We start from the raw sequence: 18711 nt of genomic DNA on the forward strand, positions 1-18711 counted from the left end.
TGGAAAAAAGGTACGAATTCCCGTTCTCTTCAGCGATAAGCAGAGGGGAGAAAAACGCCCCCGGATAGGCTTATCCGGGGGCGTCTTATAAAATATATGAAAGGTAAGGATCAGGCTTCTTCAATGATGACTTCGGCCTCGGGGGCGTTGCGTCTGACGGAATCAATGCCCTTCAGGCAGCTGCCTTTTTCTTTGTAAGCGGCAGACACAGCGATGATCTCGCCGTTGCTGGCCTTCAGGTGAAAGCGGTATTTACCGCCCTTATCCAGGTACAGCTCAAACTTTGGATTTTTGGCGGGCACAGGCTCCTTGGCGGTCTGGTCTTCCAGATGCGCAGCCTCTGCATTTTTCTTGACAGATTCCACCCCGTGCTTGTACGTGGTCAGGCTTGCGTACACCTCAGACGTCGCGATTACCTCGCCATTTCGGGCTTTCAGATGAAAGGTATAACCAGATTTGACCGGCTTGACAACAAATTTTCCCATAGCAAAAACCTCCTGGGCTCTATTTTTAAACGAAACAAATGTTTAATTTAAGTATACCACAGGAGCGGGAGAGGTGATGAACGTTTTCAGTAGAAAGGGGACAGGTTTGGTAAAAAAGAAACCCGCCCGGCTGTGTCAGCGGGCGGGGTAAAACCTTATCGTTCTGTCCCCAAAAAGAACAGGGCCACCGTGCCGGGGCCGGAGTGTGCGCCGATGACCGGGTCCACCCAGTTGATGACAATTTCCTTGGGATGGTATTTTTCCTCGATCTTTTTGGCCACGTACTGGGCGTCCTCCAGGCAGTCGCCGTGGGTGATGAAAATGGACTGCTCAGAAGGGTTGATGGCCGTCTGGTCCAGCCGTTCCACCAAAGCGTCCAGAGAGCGCTTGCGGCCGCGCACCTTGGTCACAAAAATCAGGCGGCCTTCGTTGTCCATGTGCATGACGGGTTTGACGTTTAAGAGCGTGCCGAAAATAGCCACGGTGCCCGAGACGCGTCCCCCGCGCTGCAGGAAGAACAGGTCGTCCACAGTAAACCAGTGGCAGAGGTGCAGGCGGTTTTCCAGAAGCCAGCCGTTGACCGCTTCAATGCTCTCGCCGGCCTCCCGCAGGTTTGCGGCATGGTAGACGAGAAGCCCTTCACCCAGAGAAGCGCCCAGGGTATCCACCGCGTAAATCTTGCGCTCAGGATATTTCTTTTTCAGTTCCTCCAAAGCCAGGTAACCGACCTGGTAAGTGCCGCTGAGGGCGGAGGAGAAACCGATGTACAGGACATCCTTGCCGTCCTGGAGCAGGCTTTCAAAAAGCTTGGTACAGGTATCGCTGCTGATCTGAGAGGTCGTGATTTCCTCCTTGTTGCGCATCATGGTATAGAACTGGGCCAGATCGGTGATCTCACCTTTGGTATAGCTGTAGTATTCTTTTCCCCCGACTAAAAAACGTAAGGACAGGATATGCAGACCGTAGCGGTCAATGATGTCCTCTGGCAGGTTACAGGAAGAATCTGTTACAATTTCAAAGCTCATGTTTTCCCCTCCGATTGTATTGAAGTATTAGTGATTAATAGTAGTTTTAGTTTATCACAAGGAAAGGGTTTTAGCAATAGGTGGAAGGTGGAAGGTTGTAGAACGTTTTGCTGATACAAAACGATTGAATCTGCAGCCGACAGGCCGCGTCTAAGCAAATGTACGGAGCACATTTGCTTAAAACTTCCACCTTCCAATTAAAAAACGGGCAGAGCCCGTTTCTTTTAATAAGATTTCTCCTTAATAATCCCTTTCCGGTAAGCCGAGATCAGCATTTCAAGATCGTGTACCTGAGCCTGGATGCTCTTGCCGATGTCGGTGTCCTTGACGCGTTTGCGCTCCAGAGTAGTTTCTACCACCTGGCGGGTGGATTTGATGTCCACGCCCTCGCGGATGGCCATATCGACCGATTCAAAGGGCCGGTGGCTGATGAGGGTGAGGCCGTAGGAGTTGTAGGTCAGGGTATAGCCGGCGATGCCGGTGGTTTTCTGGTAGGCTTTGGCAAAGCCGCCGTCGATGACCAGCTGCTTGCCGTTGGCGCGGATGGGGCTCTCGCCCGAGCCGGCTTTTACAGGCACATGGCCGTTGATCAGGTGGCCTTCCACCGGGTCCACGCCGAACTCCTTGAGGATCATAACCGCAATGCTCTCATTGTCGTCGATCCTGGTGTAGAACGGGGTGTAGCGCTCCTTATGCGGGGTTTTATCGTCGATGAAATACCGCTCAAAGGTCGCCATCTTATCCTTTCCGAAAAGCGGGGAGTCCTTGTTGCACCAAAGGTACCACAGGAAGTCCGACTTGTTCGGGCATTCCTCAATGTCGCCGAAATAGGCCTCGCGGGCCATCTGGTCGTATTTGTCCATGAGGGAGCGGCCAGAATAGTATTTGTTGTTGATCTTCTTAACCTTAAAGGTGCCGTCCTCGTTCAGCAGTACGCAGGCATGGAACAGCAGGTTGTTGTTGTACACCAGGTACATGCTGCCCTTGGCGTACATGAAGCGGATGTGCTTCTGGAGCTTTTCGCTGTGGCGGAAGGTGTAGCACAGCTTATCCACCACAATCTGTTCTTCCTCGCTCAGTTCCCAGGGCTTTTCATGGTCAAGGGTAGGGAAGTTGGTGTCATTGAGCTCATAGACCACGCCGTCCACCTCGACGGTCTTGTTGTCCTCGCTGATTTTGCGCAGCAGCAGGCGGTCGTCCATCTCATATTCGGGGTGGCGGGAGATCAGCTGGTCCTCCAGCTTAAACTGGATCATGCTGATGGCCTTGTGCATGCGGGTCATGAGCAGGATTTCCGCGTCGGTCTCGATGTCGTCCGGGCTCACCTTGGGGGTGAACTGCTGGCACGGGTCTTCGCGGTACACGCGGTTTGCAAAGGTGGCCAGAGGCAGCAGGTTGATGCCGTAGCCGGTTTCCAGGGCGTCCATGTTGGCGTAGCGCAGAGCGATACGCACCACATTGGCGATACAGGCCGCGCTGCCCGCGGCAGCGCCCATCCACAGAATATCGTGGTTGCCCCACTGCATATCCAGGGAATGGTGCTTCATGAGGGTGTCCATAACCACGTCCGGCCCAGGACCACGGTCAAAGATGTCCCCGATGATGTGGAGATGGTCGGTGGTCAGGCGCTTGATGACCCCGGAAATCTCAATGATAAAGTGTTCGGCCCGGCCGTATTCCACCAGGCTGGCGATAATCTGGTTATAGTATTCCTTTTTGTTGAAACGGTGCTCATCCTCCTGCAAAAGCTCCTCCATCACATAGGCGAAATCCTTGGGCAGGGCCTTGCGCACCTTAGAACGGGTGTATTTGGAGGCAGCGGCCCGGCAGACCTTGACCAGGCGATAAATGGTGAGCTCATACCAGTTGTCCAGGTAAGGGCCTTTCTTTTCCTTTTTAATGAGGTCCAGCTTTTCGCTGGGGTAATAGATGAGCGTAGTCAGCTCTTCCAGGTCTTCAAGGCTGACTGTGCTGCCCAGCTCGTCCATGACTTTGCGGCGGATGGCGCCCGAGGCGTTCTGCATCACGTGGTTAAAGGCCTCGTGCTCGCCGTGGATATCGGTCAGGAAGTGCTCTGTGCTCTTAGGCAGGTTTAAAATTGCCGTCAGGTTTACCACCTCGCCCACAGCGGTGGTGATGTTTGGAAAGCTGCCGGACAGCAGCTCCAGATATTTTTTGTTTTTTTCAAGCTCGGCTTTTGTAAAGTTTTCCATAGAATGCTCCTTAAAATTCTCTGTATTTTCACAATATTTCTGGGAACCTTTGCAATGTATATACCCATTATACGCTTTTTTCATTAAAATTCCAATAGAATAAAGAAGAATTCCTTGACAATTCTTTAACGAAAGGTTGACTAAAGAAAAACAAATAAATGCCGTAAATCCGCTGGTTAAACGATTGTCACAGACTGGTTTTTGTGGTATGATTTTTACTAAAATAGATTGATTGTGGACGGAGTTATCATGGAGAAAAAATTAATCGAAGCGGTAGAAAATATCGACGAGCCCCTGGCCATCCGCCAGGTGAAATCCCTGCTCGCATCAGGGAGAAACCCGAAGGAAATATCCAACGACCTCAACTTTGCCCTTCAGCGCGTGGCCAACCGCTACGAAAAGGGCGAATATTACATCGCGGACCTCATCATGGCCGGCGAGCTGGTGTCCAGCCTGCTCAAAATATCCGGCATGGAGTCCGAGCGCTCAAGCCGGCAGGCCCCAGCGGGCAAGATCGTGGTGGGCACTGTGTTTGACGATATCCACGATGTGGGCAAAAACATTTTTGTCAGCATGCTGCACTCCGAGGGGCTTGAGGTCATCGACCTGGGCACTGATGTCCCCACAGAGGAATTTATCCAGGCCATCCGGAAAGAAAAGCCCCAGATACTTGGCATCAGCGGGATTCTGACCTCCGTGGTGGAAAACATCCGGGTGGTGGTGGACGCCATCACAGCGGCCGGCCTCCGGGATCATATCAAAATCATTCTGGGCGGCGCCATCGCGGGCAAGGAATACGCCAAATATGTGGGCGCCGATGGTTTTTCCAGCGACGCCATCGAGGGCGTCTCTATCTGCAGAGAATGGCTTACCCAGGAGTAAGAAACCATGCGTAAAATTTTATATCTCGATATTGTAAATGACATAAAAGGAAAAATCGAAAAGGGCGAGATGAAGCCCGGAGACATCCTGCCGTCGGAGCATGAGCTGTCAGAGTTTTATGACGTCAGCCGTACCACCCTGCGCAAAAGCCTGGCGCTGCTCGTCAATGAAAATTATATCTACACCATTCCGGGCAAGGGCAATTTTGTCTGTGAGCCCACCTCCAACCATTACCAGTTTTATTTCGATGAGGTGGACAGCCTCAAGGGCCAGATCGACGAGGTCAAGCTCATCAAGGTGGGCGTTGTGTCGCCGGGGCGCCGGCTCATGCGCGAGCTCAAGGTAGGGTCCTTCGACAAGGTTATACGTGTCCAGAAGGCCTTTTACATGGGCAGGGACGTGGTGCAGTACAGCAACATCTATCTGCCATACCAGAAAGGAAATCCCATCGTGGAGGATGTCATCAATTTTGCCAATTTCCACGGCATCATGGAAAAGTCCAAGCTCCAGTTCCAGCTCAAGAAAAAGCTGCACATCGAGATCGTACAGCCCTCCCACGAGGTGCGGGGGTATCTCAAAATCCCGAGGGAGGAGAGCGTATTCCTCATCTCCCAGTGCATTCTGTCCGTGGAGGACGGCATGCCCATCAGCTACAATGAATTTTATATCCGAAAAGACTATTTCTCAATCGACGCTGAAACGGTAATCTGAAAATTTATGAGGTAAAAGAAATGACATGGCATTTGGAATTTGAAATCTATTCAGCGTTAATCATCGGGATCATCATGGTCTACTATTTCAGAGGGCCACGGGTTCCCACCTGGCAGAACCGTATTTACGGCGCGACCCTTGTCATTTCAATGGCCTTTATTCTTACGAACATTGTGGCTACTCTGCTGTTAGAGCACCTGACGCCCGCCAATTTCGGGCTGGCTGTTTTCTTCAACAACCTGTACCTGATTTTTTTGCCCAGTATGCCTATGATGGTGCTGCTCTATGTGATCTCCATCATTTACCAGGAGTTCTGGCACAAGAGAGCCCTGGTTATCCTGGCTTTTTCGATGTATTTCATTTACCTTGTGCTGGCGCTGTCCAACCCGCTGACGCATTTTTATTTCACACTGGATCTTGAAAACGGCTATGCCCGGGGCATCGGCAACCCCTTTACCCATGTGAGCTCCATTTCCTATATCCTGTGCGCTGCGGTCATCGCCATCTATAACCGGAAGAAAATATCAAAGTCTGTCTTTGCTGCCCTCTGCGCCTTTATGGTGCTGTCGCTGGCGGCCATCCTGCTCCAGTTTGTGTTTACAGGCTATATCCTCACCGGCGTGGCCTGCACCTGCTGTATCCTGCTGGTACACCTCTCCACCCAGAGCAACAGCATGGTCAGTGACGAGCTTACCGGAACCTTTAAACGGCAGGTTTTTCTGCAGATGATCGAGATGCACCTGAAGAACGGGAAAAAGGGGGATATCATTGCCCTTGCCCTGCGGGATTTCAAGTTCGCCAACGAGGTTTTCGGTGTCAAGACCTGTGACCGCCTGCTCAAGGAGGTCGCCGGATTCCTGAAGGGGCTGGCTCCTACGGGCCGGGTCTACCGTTTTGACGGCGATGTTTTCTGCATCGCAGAGCCAAACGGCGCAGAAAACACCGACAGGCTTGTGAACCTCATCGTGGACCGGTTTAAAAAGCCCTGGCATTTCCAGGGCATCGACTACAGCCTGAACTGCAGTCTGGGAGTGGTGCCAATGGGCAAAGGCGGCACCGAAACCGTGGACGAGATCGTGTCTGCCATCGACTTTGCCATCCAGGAGTCCAAGCACCGGGAAAATGGCGTGGTGCGCGGCGGCGAAATCTTCAACGAGAAATTCAGGCGTAAGAACCATATCCGCGCCATGCTCGCTTACGCTCTCGAAAAGGATGGCTTTGAGGTGCACTACCAGCCCATCTACTGCCTTGCCACGGGCCGCTTCGCCACCTGTGAAGCGCTGGTGCGCATGCGCGACCCTGAGTTTGGCCTCATCCCGCCCGATGAGTTTATCCCCATGGCCGAGGAAAACGGTATGATTGTCTCCATCGGCCTCGTTGTGTTTGAAAAGGTCTGCCAGTTTATGACAGCCCATCCCTATACCGAAGGAGGCTTTGAGACCATTGGCGTCAACCTCTCTGTGGTGCAGTGCATGCAGGAGAGCCTGGCCGATGACCTCATCGCTGTCATGGAGCACTACAAGCTGCCGCCCGGACGCTTTAAATTCGAAATCACCGAGACCGTGGCCGCTGCCTCTATGTCCACCCTCCGGAGCACCATGGAACGGCTCATCGATTATGGCTGCGCCTTTGCCCTGGACGATTTCGGCATCGGTTACTCTGGCGTCACCAATATGCTCAACCTGCCCTTTAAGCTCATCAAGCTGGATAAGAGCCTGACGGACCGCCTCACCGGCGAACCCAGAACCAGAATAGCCGTGGAGGCCATCATTAGCCTCATTCACCGCCTGAGCATGCGTGTTATCGCCGAGGGCGTGGAGGTGGCCGAGGAGGTCGAAATTCTGCGGGAGCTGGGCTGCGACTATATCCAGGGCTACTATTTTTCAAGGCCGCTGCCCGAGGCGGCATTCACAGCCCTTGTCAAAAAAACGGCGTGGAGGTAACATGTCAGCGAAACCCATTCCAAAACCATCCGAAAAAACCGTCTATTTTATCTGTCTGGTTGTCATGCTCGCCTTTATTGCGGGCATGGGCCTGCACGGCCTGCTCACCGGCCAGGTCGAGAACGCCCGTACCCACAGCGAGCTCACCATGAATATCGGGGACGGGGGTGTGGAAAGCCTGCCCTCCGGGGTTTATATCACCTCTGTTTTTACCAATCTCAAGGACGACGTCAGCTATTCGCCCTTAAAGATTTTTTCCATTTCTGTTCTCAGCACAGCTGTGCTGGTATTCTGCCTGGTTTATCTGCTTGTGCTTATGATCAGCCGGGTCAAAAATTATTCAAACCTCATACTGGGGGCGGTAGTGTTTCTGATCGTGCGCATGTTCAGCGTGGACATGGCTGTCACCCTCGAGGCACTGTTCGACACACCCTTTAACATCACTCTGGCCACTATCTTTTATGGTTCCACCCTCAACGCCTGTATTCTGCTGTGCCTTACCGTAGAGGAACAGACAAGGGGCAGGATCAGGCTGAGGCCTGTGCTTGTCCTGGCCGCCTGGTACGCCGTTGTGCTGTTCGCCATCGCTGTGGTGTCTCAGAGTAATCGGACGTTGTTTCTGGAGCAGCATATCCGCCTTGGGCTGTTTTACCCTCTGCTCTACATGTACGCCCGGCTGTACCGTCTGGTGGAGGAGAAAGTTCCGCACATCCGGCCAGCCCTCGTGGGCTACGCGTCCATTACGGTGGGGCTGTTCGCAGACACCATGTACCTGTCAGGCTGGTCCACGTCCGACATGTATATGCTGTATCCGGCCACCCTGTGCCTGCTGCTCATGTGCATGATCTACATCTATTACCAGCGGGTCATCGAGATCCGGCAGGCAGAGGCGATCCGTATCGCAAACCTGTACAAGGAGATCGAGCAGAAAAGTGCTGACATGATGGTCAGCCAGCTCCAGCCCCATTTCATGTTCAACACCCTCCAGGCCATCCAGGTGCTGGCCCGGCGGGATACCAGGCTGGCCGACAAGGTGATCTTTACCTTTTCCAACTACCTGCGCGCTAACCTCGACTTTGTCAAGATTAACCAGCCAGTCCCCTTTGATAAAGCACTGGTGCCGGTTCAGTGCTACGTGGACATTGAAAAAATCCGGTTTAAGAACCGTTTCGACGCCGTGTATGACATTGAGGCCACTGATTTCAGCGTGCCGCCCCTGTGCATACAGCCCCTGGTCGAAAACGCCGTCAAACATGGCGTCTGCCGCAAGCCAGAGGGCGGAACAGTCACGCTGTCTACCCGGGAGCACCCCGGCTATTACGAGGTCGTCATCACCGACGACGGCGTGGGCTTTGAGACGGATAAGCTGTTGGAGAAAAAAGACGGCGGCATTTATAACGCCCGCTTTCAGCTCACGCACATGCTGGACGCGGTGCTGACCATTGAAAGCGCGCCCGGCAAGGGCACGGTGCAGCGCATAAAGATTCCCAAGAAAGAATAGGAGACGGACATGAAAGTGATCATCGTAGACGACGAGAGCTTTGCCATCGAAGCCTTAGAATACGTCCTGGAGGACATGGCGGGCGTGGAGGTGGCAGGCACCTTCCAGAACGCCTCGGAGGCGCTGGATTTTGTGAGGGACCACAAGGTTGATCTGGCCTTTCTGGACATTGAGATGCCAGGCTTTACAGGCATCGAGCTGGCCGGTTACCTGAAGGAGGCCGCACCGGATATCCAGACAGTTTTTGTGACAGGCTATAACAATTACGCCCAGCAGGCCTTTGACGTGGAGGCAGTGGGCTATATTCTCAAGCCCTTCTCGGCCGAGCGGGTTCAGGCGGTCATCGACAAGGTGGGCAAAAGAGCGTCCCGGAAGCCGGAGAACGATGTGGTTATCCGCACCTTTGGCCGGTTTGATATTTTTGTCAGAGGGGAGCTGCTCATCTTTAAGAGTCAGAAGGCCAAGGAGCTGGTGGCCCTGTGTGTGGATCACCGGGGCGGCGTGGTCACCATGGAGGAGGCCATCGACAAGCTGTGGGAGGACCGGCTCTTTGACGAAAAGACCAAAAAGCTTTACCGCAAGGCGGTCATGATCGCCACTCACACCTTTGAGGAGGCGGGCGCGCCGGGCATTTTCCAGACGAGGCGCGGCCTGTGCTATATCGAACGGGATAAAGTCTACTGCGACTACTACAAGCTGTTAGAAGGCGAAATCCTGCCAAAATCCCCCTTCACCGGCGAATACCTGTTTGAGTACTCCTGGGCCGAAGAACGCGTGCCCGAAATCTGGGAAATCCAGGAGCTGGTAGAGAAACAGCGGGGGGAAGATTAGCGGTTGCTTATGGTTAGAGGGGGAGGTGGAGGAGAATTGGCGCTGTCCGCGGATTAAAAATGCCCTCTCTCATGCGGGAACGACAACCTGTGGAAGTCGTTCCCGAAATCGACCCGGGCATTGTTTTAATCTTCGGACAGTTCAGGTAGTCAAAAAACGTTCGCCATAAGAGAGAAAGTGTTTGGTAGATGTTTGTTAATGGAGAATGGAGAATTACAGGAACAAAATGCTGCGCATTTTGAATGGAATGGCGGCCGCAGGCCGCTTTTTAATCGCTTTTTCGACAGAAAAAGGGGACCACTAATTCTCCATTTTCCATTCTCAATTCTCCATTGATTTAAGGAGTAGCGGAAGTGTAGCGTTTCCAATTGTATAATAAACCCATCATTAAGAATAAGTCATTGTCAAGAGGCAGCAATGATTAAAAATTTAGATGTATTTATACAGGAGGAATTTAGAAATGAAAAAGAAGACTTCGTTATGGATTAGTGGAATTACCACAGTAGCAATGCTGGCAGTGGCTGTTGGGTCGTTTGCGGCATGGGATAAGTTGACGGCCGACAATACGCCAACTTTTACTGCAACTTCAGGAACACCAGTAACTTTAGCTGTCACAAGTGATGAGGGAACATTTAAAGACAATACTTTAGTGCCGGAAAACGCTTTGAAAAAGGCTAGTGGTGAAGTTACAGAAATGACAGCGACATTTACTCCGACTTTTAAAGATGCTGATAATAATGGAGAAGGGAAAGGAGCTGGAATATATGCGCAATTAGAACCAACAGATGCCTTGTCAGATAATGTTAAAGTAGAAATTTATAAACATCCGAAAGATGGTGATAGGGATGCTACTGCTTTATCAGCGAAGAACATTACACCAACTGGAGGAACAGAAGTAACTGGCGTTTATGAATTAGAGGAAGATATGCAATATGAAGTTGTTGCCAAATTTGATGCTGCAAAAGTTAATGCTTTAACAAATGAAGCAGCTAAAGCTTTAGCTGGACAAACGATAGCAACGAAAGTAACTTGTACAGCATATCAAAAATAAAATTATTTAGATTTCATGGCGGTGTGTAGGAAACTACTCTCCGCTATCTTTTTTAAAGGGTGAAAATATGAGTGAAAAAAGGAAAAATAAAAAAAAGACTTTTGTAAAAATTGTCCAGATTTTGGTGAATGTTTTTATAATTTCAGTTTTTTCTTTTTCCTTATTGTATATGATATTCATGAAACTATCCCCCACCGACGCCCCAAAATTCTTCGGCTACAAACCCTACGTCATCCTAACCAACAGCATGGTCCCCACCTTACCGGTGGGCTCGCTGGTCATCGACCATGCCATCGACGAGGATGACCCCATCCCGGAAAACACGCCCATCACCTTCAAGGCAGAGCTTCAGGGTCAGCAGGTCTTTGTCACCCACTATTTCCGTTACATTGATACCAGCGACGGTTATGACCGTTACATGACACAGGGGGAGGGCTATCAGGAAGGGCAGTATGACGAGTTTGAAATCCACCGGGAAGATATTGTCGGCACTTATGCTTTTCATATCCCGTACCTTGGCCGGGTGGCCATGTTTCTCCAAAGCCCGGCGGCGCTCACCATGTTTTTGCTCTGGGGCTTTATCCTCATGATGGAGCACATGGTCAAAAAATGGCTGTCGTACAAATATCCCGAGGATGAGGAGGATCTCATGAAGCCTAAACAGCGGGTCAAAGCCAAGAACGTCAAACCGCCAAAGGGACGCTATCTGCGGGGAGAAACCCCAAGACACCGTCCACCGTCCGCCCCGCCGCTTAAACGCCCCTCCATGGACGAAATAAAGGGCTAAAACACACCTTCAGGCAGAAAAAGGGAAAAGATGTTATCATAAGATTAATTCGGAGATTGAAACAGGAGGTGCCAGGACCGGGCAAACCAGCGAAGCGCTGTTTGCCTCGTCACTTTCCACCTTCCACCTTCAACCTTCCACTTGAAAAAGGGTGGTGCTTCACATGACCAGAAAATGGAAAATCATAAACAGCTTGATCGCATGGCTGATTTTCTTCAGCCTGGTTCAGCCTGCCTACGGCGCCTGGGATACCCTGACCGCCGAAGTCACCTTCACCGCCCAGACCGGTGTCTGGACAACCGCCCCTACCCCAACCCCGGCAGCAGAACCCGTCGCCGCGTCAGCCACCCCCCAGGCCGCAAGCGCCCCGGAAACGCCCGCCGCCGAACCAGAGCCCACAACCGCTGTTCCGGATACCGCCGAACCCGAGGAACCCACCGTTACCCCAGCTCCGGCGCCCACCCCGGAAACGCCCGCCGACCCCACCCCTGAATCCCCGGAAATACCAACCCCGCAGGAAAATTCCGAGGCAGAGTAAAAAAAGACTTTACAAACCGCTGGGAATTCGTTATAATAGACAAGCATTCAAAAAGTGATCCCGTAGCTCAGCTGGAAGAGCGCTACCTTGACATGGTAGAGGTCGTTGGTTCAAGCCCAATCGGGATCACCATTAATTAAACGCTTGACGGCTTTCGGCCGTTTTTTTATTGCCCGTTTCTAAGAATTTTTCTAATAAATGCCTGCCCGGCCACAGCGCGCCTTCCATCAAAATTGCGCTCTTAATGCACTTGCAGGCAAATCGCAGGCGATGTATGATTAAAACAGATCAACGAGAAGTAATCAATCCGGAATTCCAGCCTAAAACCGCTCTGTCTTTATGATCCAGTCCGAAAACGAAACCGCTGATTTCAGCCAAACCCGTTGAAACGAAGGAAAAAAGAAGGCCGGAAAGGGCAGCTGCCTGAAGCCATTATCTTTCAATGATTAATCTTCAAAACCATCCTTTCTTTTGTGCTTTAAAAGAAAGGATACCTGTGCTCCCCTGGAATATAGACCGTGTATTTTTAAGAAAGCGCGCGCTTGAAAATATACTGGAACGCCTGTTAAGGGGAAAACAGAAGCCGGAGCTGCCGAATGAATACCAAGAGGGCCCATTGGGATTCAGCCAAAAGGCGGTAACGGACAAAAATAAAAGCCCTGCATGCCGGCAGCATGTGATATGTACCCTCTTTACTGGACAAACCAGTAAGGAGGGTACATATCACTCCGATCTTTAGACCGGGGCTTTTTGTTTACAGTCCATCTGATACTTCGATGAATAAGTTTAAATTATTTTCCTTAAACTTCTTGACAAATCCATCTGTAACATTTATGATTACAAAATAGAAACTGTAATGTTTAAAATTACACTTTGTGGGAAAATAAAATATTACACGACAGAAAAGAGGTAATCATATGGGATTTGCGACAGGAGCCGGTGTTCCGGCCATTATGGTATTTTTACAGGGGATTCTCAGCTTTTTCTCGCCCTGTGTGCTGCCGCTGGTGCCTTTGTACATCGGCTACCTGGCAGGCGGAACAAAGACAGTGGACGCGGACGGGACGGTTCATTATAAAAAGCGGACGGTTCTCATCAACACGCTCTTTTTTGTCATTGGCATCAGCGCGACATTTTTTATTCTGGGCGTGGGATTCACAGCGGCCGGGCAGTTTTTTACGGGCAACCGGATGCTGTTCGCGCGCATTGGCGGGGTCATCATCATTTTATTTGGGCTGGTTCAGCTGGGGGTCTTTAATTTTGACTTTTTAAACCGTGAGCACCGCCTGCCCTTTAATTTGGACAAGCTGGCTATGAATCCACTGCTGGCTTTTGTGTTGGGCTTTACCTTCAGCTTTGCCTGGACGCCCTGCGTGGGGCCGGTTTTAGCCAGTGTGCTGCTCATGGCGTCGTCTTCGTCATCCTTCGCGTCGGGCTTCATCCTCATTGGGGTTTACACGCTGGGCTTTGTCCTGCCGTTTATGGCGGTGGGGTTATTTACCAGCACCCTGCTGGATTTTTTCAGGCGGCACCAGAAGGCGGTCCGCTACACGGTAAAGGCCGGGGGTGTGCTCATGATCATTATGGGGATCATGATGTTTACAGGATGGATGAACGGGATCACGGGCTACCTCTCTCAGGCTGGAGCCGGGAGCAGCGCACCGCAGCCAAGCCCGACGGTAACCACAGAGCCTGTGCCGTCGCCCACACCGGAAAACACGCCGGAGGAGAACGCCAAAAAGACACTTGCTCCGGATTTCACGCTTACAGACCAGTATGGGGTGACGCACACGCTGTCGAAATATCGTGGAAAGACGGTTTTTCTTAATTTCTTTGCCACCTGGTGCGGCCCATGCCAGAAAGAAATGCCAGATATTGAGACGCTTTATAAAAAATACGGCGATAACTCCGGAGACCTGGTGGTGCTGAGCGTTGCCAATCCCCATACAGAGGAAGGGCCGAACAATAATGATATGTCGCCTGAAAAGATCGCGGATTTCATGTCGGACAACGGCTTTACCTATCCGGCACTCATGGACCGTACGGGCGCGGTGTTCCAGGCCTATGGCATCCGTTCTTTCCCGACAACCTTTATGATTGACAAAGATGGCTATGTGAAAGGCTATGTGCCGGGAATGCTGACGTCCAGCATGATGGAAAGCATTGTTAACCAGGCCATGGCACAATAAATGAAAAGCCTGTATCGCTTTAAAGATACAGGCTTTTTTAAGTCTGGGCGAAATAATATAGAGAAAATCGATATTTTTTATAACTTTGGGTATTTATTAAAGGGCGTAATGCTTTAATTAACGCTTATTCTAAAACAGAAAGAGTTGATTTTTTATGAATGGAACGATGATGCAGTATTTTGAATGGTACCTGCCTGAGGACCAGTCCCTGTGGCGGCAGGTGGCAGAGGATGCCAGTCATCTTAAAGCGCTCGGGATCACGGCGGTGTGGCTGCCTCCGGCCTACAAGGGCGCGGCGGGTAAAAGCGATGTGGGCTACGCGCCCTATGACCTTTATGATCTGGGTGAATTTGATCAGAAAGGCAGCGTCGCCACAAAATACGGAACAGTCAGTGAATATTGCGAAGCCATCAGCGCCCTTCAGGATAACGGAATCGAGGTTTACGCGGATATTGTGCTGGATCACCGTCTGGGCGCGGACCGGACGGAAAATGTCTACGCCTGCAAGGAAAATGACGAAAACCGGAATGAGCAGATTGAGCCTATCCGCCCCATTAAGGCGTGGACGCAGTTTGACTTTCCAGGCCGGGGCGATACCTATTCGGATTTTAAATGGAACTGGACGCATTTTGCGGGCATTGACTGGGATGAGAAGAAAGAGGACAGCGCGGTTTTCCAGTTTCAGGGCAAGCGCTGGGCCAGTGACGTGGACCGTGAAAATGGCAATTTTGACTATCTAATGGGCGCGGACGTGGATTTAAACAACCGCGAGGTGGTTGAGGAATTGATCCGCTGGGGCAGATGGTACCTGGATAAAACCCGGGTCAACGGTTTCCGTATGGACGCGGTCAAGCACATTGATTTTAATTTTTTTAATGAGTGGCTGGACGCAGTCAGGCGTGACTGGGACCAGGAGCTGTTTGCCGTGGGCGAATACTGGTCTGGCGATCTGGAGGATCTCAAGCGCTATATGGAGACCACGGGCCGGACCATGTGCCTGTTTGACGTGCCGCTCCACTATCATTTTTTTGACGCCTCGAACAGCGGTGACGGCTATGATATGCGGCAGCTGTTAAGCAATACCCTGACAGCCCATGACCCCACACGGTCGGTCACCTTTGTGGATAACCACGACACGCAGCCCGGCCAGTCGCTGGAATCCTGGGTACAGCCCTGGTTTAAGCCGCTGGCCTACGCTTTTATTTTGCTGCGGGCCGACGGCTATCCCTGCGTTTTTTACGGCGATTATTATGGTATTCCCGCCCAGAACATCGAGCCCATGCAGGCGCTTTTGGACAAGCTGCTCTGTGCCCGGCGCGAATCGGCCTACGGCGCCCAGAGGGATTATTTTGACGATTTCCATATCATCGGATGGGTGCGCGAAGGTGACCCGGCAGAGCCGGAATCCGGTCTGGCAGTACTGATGACAAACGGCGACGGCGGCTCAAAGCAGATGTATATGGGACATCAGTTTGCCGGAAAGGATTTTTATGACATCACGGGCAATGTGGAGGGCACGGTCACTGTCAACGAAAACGGCGACGGCGTTTTTCACGTGGCGCCCGGTTCGGTATCGGTCTGGGTCAGAACAAGGTAAATTTAAAAAACGCTGCACTGGCAGGCAACGCTGTTGTTGCCTGCCGTTTTTGTTTTTTTGCAGTGCTATTTAAAGCAAATGGGGTATAAATGATTAAAATGCTTTGAAATGGTGTGTGGGATGTGTTATGATTTAGTAAATTATAATGACTATAAACAATAGAAAGACAGGAGGAGAAAATGGAAGTTTTAAACAATATCCCTCCGGTGGGCCAGGCTCTGGTCGCCGGGCTTTTTACCTGGGGCCTCACGGCTCTGGGCGCTGCGATGGTCTTTTTCTTTAAAGAGATTAATAAAAAGGTATTAAACGCCATGCTGGGCTTTGCCGCTGGCGTTATGATCGCGGCCAGCTTCTGGTCGCTTCTGGCGCCGTCCATTGAGATGGCGGAGGGTGGTCCGGTGCCGCCGTATGTGCCGGCTGTGGTCGGATTTTTGGGCGGTGGCGCGTTTTTATGGTGCGTGGATAAGCTTTTGCCGCATATCCATCAGGGAACAGGCCATGAGGAGGGGATTCATACCTCATGGCAGCGCAGCGTGCTGCTGGTTCTGGCCATTACTTTCCACAATATCCCAGAAGGGCTGGCGGTCGGGGTTGCCTTTGGCGGGCTGGCCACAGGCAATGAGTACATGACGCTGGCCGGCGCCATCTCGCTGGCTCTGGGAATCGGGCTTCAGAACTTTCCTGAAGGCGCCGCGGTCTCCATTCCGCTCCGGCGTGAGAATATGAGCCGGGTCAAATCGTTTATGTACGGCCAGGCTTCTGGGCTGGTAGAACCGATCTCGGCGGTCATCGGCGCGGCGGCGGTTGTCTTTATCAACCCGATTCTGCCTTACGCGCTGGCTTTTGCCGCCGGTGCCATGATCTATGTTGTGGCAGAAGAGCTGATTCCGGAATCACAGCTCGGCCATGACGGCGAGGGCGATATCGCTACCATTGGTGTGATGGTCGGCTTTACGGTCATGATGCTCATGGATGTAGCGCTGGGCTGAGAAAGGACGGACAAATATGATTAACATAGGACCACATATTTCCATTGCCAAGGGTTTTACCGCCGCCGGAAAGAACGCGGTATCCATTGGGGCAAATACCTTTCAGTTCTTTACCAGAAATCCAAGGGGCGGCAACGCCAAGGCCATTGATCCGCAGGATGTGGACGGCCTGCGGCAGATCATGGAGAACCATGACTTTGGGCCGCTGCTGGCCCACGCGCCTTATACGCTCAACATGGCGTCTGCCACAGAGGCGACCCGGGATTTCGCGGAGCGCGCGTTCCGCGAGGATCTGGAGCGGCTGGATCAGCTGCCCTGCCATCTTTACAATTTTCATCCCGGCAGCCATGTCGGCCAGGGACCGGAAAAAGGCATTGAGCTGATTTTGGATATCCTCAACCGCAATATGAAGCCAGACCAGAAAACCATTGTGCTCCTGGAAGCCATGTCGGGTAAAGGCAGCGAGGTTGGCCGGGATTTTGAGCAGCTGCGGGCCATCATTGACGGCGTCCGGCTCAAGGATAAGATCGGCGTCTGTATTGACACCTGCCACATTTATTCAGCAGGGTATGATATCGTAAATGACCTGGACGGCGTGATCGCTGAGTTTGACCGGATCGTAGGGCTTCCTTACCTCAGGGCCATGCATCTGAACGACAGCCTGACGCCCTTTAACAGCCATAAGGACCGTCATGAGAAAATTGGCTTTGGCAGCATAGGGGTGGACACCTTCATCGCCATTGTGAAGCATCCGCTGCTCCGGGATAAGCCCTTTTTTCTTGAGACACCCCAGGAAAAGTTTGCCGATTATGCCAAAGAGGTTGAGCTGCTCCAGAATGTATAAAGCTTAAAAAAGGCCTGAAATACAAAACCCTGTATTTCAGGTCTTTTCTTGCCTTAAATTTAAAACACCCTTGACGCAGGTCTGTTTTTTATTTATACTGAAGATGTGTAATATAGAATGAATCTAGATTAGTTAAGGGGTATTAACTTTGTCATGCCAATGAAAGAAGGGTTATCTGTGAAAAATATTGAAGAAGTAGAGTATAGCGAGAGCAGTAATAAAAAGATCGCCATGCGCGTGTCCATCATATCCATTTTTGTCAACATCGCCCTGTCGGTTTTTAAATTTATCGCCGGGATTTTAGCCAATTCCGGGGCGATGATTTCCGATGCGGTGCATTCAGCGTCGGATGTGCTCAGCACTTTTGTGGTCATCATCGGGGTCAATATCTCTGGCCAGAAGGCCGACCACGAGCATCAGTACGGGCATGACCGGCTGGAGTGCGTGGCGGCCATTCTGCTGGCGGTCATCCTGTTTGCCACTGGTGTGGGGATCGGCTGGACCGGGATTGAAAAGATCATGGATGCCGAGAGCCATTCTCTGGAAATTCCAGGGATACTGGCGCTGGTGGCGGCTGTGGTCTCCATTGGGGTCAAGGAATGGATGTACTGGTTCACCCGCGCCGCGGCCAACAAGATTAACTCCAGCGCGCTGAAGGCCGACGCCTGGCACCACCGCTCTGACGCCCTGTCCTCCATCGGCAGCCTGATCGGGATCGCCGGCGCGCGCATGGGCCTGCCGATTCTGGACCCTATCGCGGCTGTGGTCATTGCGCTGCTGGTCATTAAGGCCGCCTATGACATCGGCAAGGACAGCATCAGCAAAATGCTGGACAGCTCCATCGATGAGAAAACCGAGAAGGAAATCCGTGAGCTGATCATGAAGCAGTCAGGTGTCAAACGGATTGACGACCTCAAATCCCGGACCTTCGCTTCTAAATTTTATGTGGATCTGGAAATCGCTGTGGACGGCGAGATGAAGCTGGTCGAAGCCCACGCCATCGCCGAAAATGTGCACGATGTGCTGGAGGCAGCCTACCCGGCCCTTAAGCACTGTATGATCCATGTCAATCCCTACGGGCATGAAAAAACGGAAAATGAATAGCAGAAGCGCCTGATTTCCTTA

The 18711-nt window shown here is 51.8% G+C and carries 16 protein-coding genes and 1 tRNA gene; 14 read left to right on the forward strand and 3 right to left on the reverse strand.

The genetic code is table 11. The annotated features are described in order from the left end of the window. Window positions 1-110: 110 nt before the first annotated feature. From FYJ53_RS08505 to FYJ53_RS08515, 3 genes are all read right to left on the reverse strand, one after another. Window positions 111-485 carry a YegP family protein gene (locus FYJ53_RS08505; protein ID WP_154557261.1) on the reverse strand — a complete coding sequence of 125 codons (375 nt, stop codon included), beginning with the start codon at window positions 483-485 and terminating at the stop codon, window positions 111-113. Between the two features lie 155 nt (window positions 486-640). Further along, entirely contained in the window at window positions 641-1510 is an 870-nt protein-coding gene (locus FYJ53_RS08510; protein ID WP_090410558.1) for a DegV family protein, read from the reverse strand. Window positions 1511-1734: 224 nt separating this feature from the next. After that, a complete protein-coding gene (locus FYJ53_RS08515; RefSeq protein WP_041689951.1) occupies window positions 1735-3723 on the reverse strand; it encodes a fructose-bisphosphatase class III in 1989 nt (662 codons plus the stop codon). 249 nt (window positions 3724-3972) lie between these two features. Between FYJ53_RS08515 and FYJ53_RS08520 the strand changes: the two genes are divergently transcribed. The 14 genes from FYJ53_RS08520 to FYJ53_RS08585 all read left to right on the forward strand — a co-directional run bounded on the left by FYJ53_RS08520 (window position 3973) and on the right by FYJ53_RS08585 (window position 18690). Continuing rightward, entirely contained in the window at window positions 3973-4605 is a 633-nt protein-coding gene (locus tag FYJ53_RS08520) for a B12-binding domain-containing protein (RefSeq protein ID WP_013382589.1), read from the forward strand. A gap of 6 nt (window positions 4606-4611) precedes the next feature. Continuing rightward, entirely contained in the window at window positions 4612-5316 is a 705-nt protein-coding gene (locus tag FYJ53_RS08525; protein WP_013382588.1) for a GntR family transcriptional regulator, read from the forward strand. A gap of 20 nt (window positions 5317-5336) precedes the next feature. Further along, window positions 5337-7259, forward strand: coding sequence for an EAL domain-containing protein (locus FYJ53_RS08530; RefSeq protein ID WP_013382587.1), 1923 nt, complete (start codon window positions 5337-5339; stop codon window positions 7257-7259). A 1-nt stretch (window position 7260) separates the two neighbouring features. Further along, entirely contained in the window at window positions 7261-8760 is a 1500-nt protein-coding gene (locus FYJ53_RS08535; protein WP_148430198.1) for a sensor histidine kinase, read from the forward strand. Between the two features lie 9 nt (window positions 8761-8769). Continuing rightward, a complete protein-coding gene (locus FYJ53_RS08540) occupies window positions 8770-9591 on the forward strand; it encodes a response regulator (protein ID WP_070081207.1) in 822 nt (273 codons plus the stop codon). 460 nt (window positions 9592-10051) lie between these two features. Then, on the forward strand, window positions 10052-10642 hold the full coding sequence (locus tag FYJ53_RS08545) for a hypothetical protein (protein ID WP_154557262.1): 591 nt from the start codon (window positions 10052-10054) through the stop codon (window positions 10640-10642). Between the two features lie 178 nt (window positions 10643-10820). Then, window positions 10821-11429 (forward strand): hypothetical protein, encoded by a 609-nt coding sequence (locus tag FYJ53_RS08550; RefSeq protein WP_148430202.1) that lies wholly within the window; start codon window positions 10821-10823, stop codon window positions 11427-11429. A gap of 163 nt (window positions 11430-11592) precedes the next feature. After that, on the forward strand, window positions 11593-11967 hold the full coding sequence (locus FYJ53_RS08555) for a hypothetical protein (protein WP_154557263.1): 375 nt from the start codon (window positions 11593-11595) through the stop codon (window positions 11965-11967). 56 nt (window positions 11968-12023) lie between these two features. After that, a tRNA-Val gene (locus FYJ53_RS08560) sits at window positions 12024-12099 on the forward strand. 785 nt (window positions 12100-12884) lie between these two features. Then, window positions 12885-14156 carry a cytochrome c biogenesis protein/redoxin gene (locus FYJ53_RS08565; protein ID WP_148430206.1) on the forward strand — a complete coding sequence of 424 codons (1272 nt, stop codon included), beginning with the start codon at window positions 12885-12887 and terminating at the stop codon, window positions 14154-14156. A gap of 154 nt (window positions 14157-14310) precedes the next feature. Further along, window positions 14311-15753 carry an alpha-amylase gene (locus FYJ53_RS08570; RefSeq protein WP_013382575.1) on the forward strand — a complete coding sequence of 481 codons (1443 nt, stop codon included), beginning with the start codon at window positions 14311-14313 and terminating at the stop codon, window positions 15751-15753. A 179-nt stretch (window positions 15754-15932) separates the two neighbouring features. Further along, the gene (locus FYJ53_RS08575; protein ID WP_148430207.1) at window positions 15933-16742 is read left to right on the forward strand and encodes a ZIP family metal transporter; all 810 of its coding nucleotides are present in this window, start codon (window positions 15933-15935) and stop codon (window positions 16740-16742) included. A 16-nt stretch (window positions 16743-16758) separates the two neighbouring features. After that, complete coding sequence (locus FYJ53_RS08580) at window positions 16759-17586, forward strand: deoxyribonuclease IV (RefSeq protein WP_148430209.1); 828 nt, start codon at window positions 16759-16761, stop codon at window positions 17584-17586. 153 nt (window positions 17587-17739) lie between these two features. Next, window positions 17740-18690 carry a cation diffusion facilitator family transporter gene (locus FYJ53_RS08585; RefSeq protein ID WP_333559713.1) on the forward strand — a complete coding sequence of 317 codons (951 nt, stop codon included), beginning with the start codon at window positions 17740-17742 and terminating at the stop codon, window positions 18688-18690. Window positions 18691-18711: the final 21 nt, after the last annotated feature.

It is taken from the genome of Eubacterium sp. BL-380-WT-2B (assembly GCF_009696115.1).
GTDB lineage: Bacteria > Bacillota > Clostridia > Eubacteriales > Eubacteriaceae > Eubacterium > Eubacterium callanderi.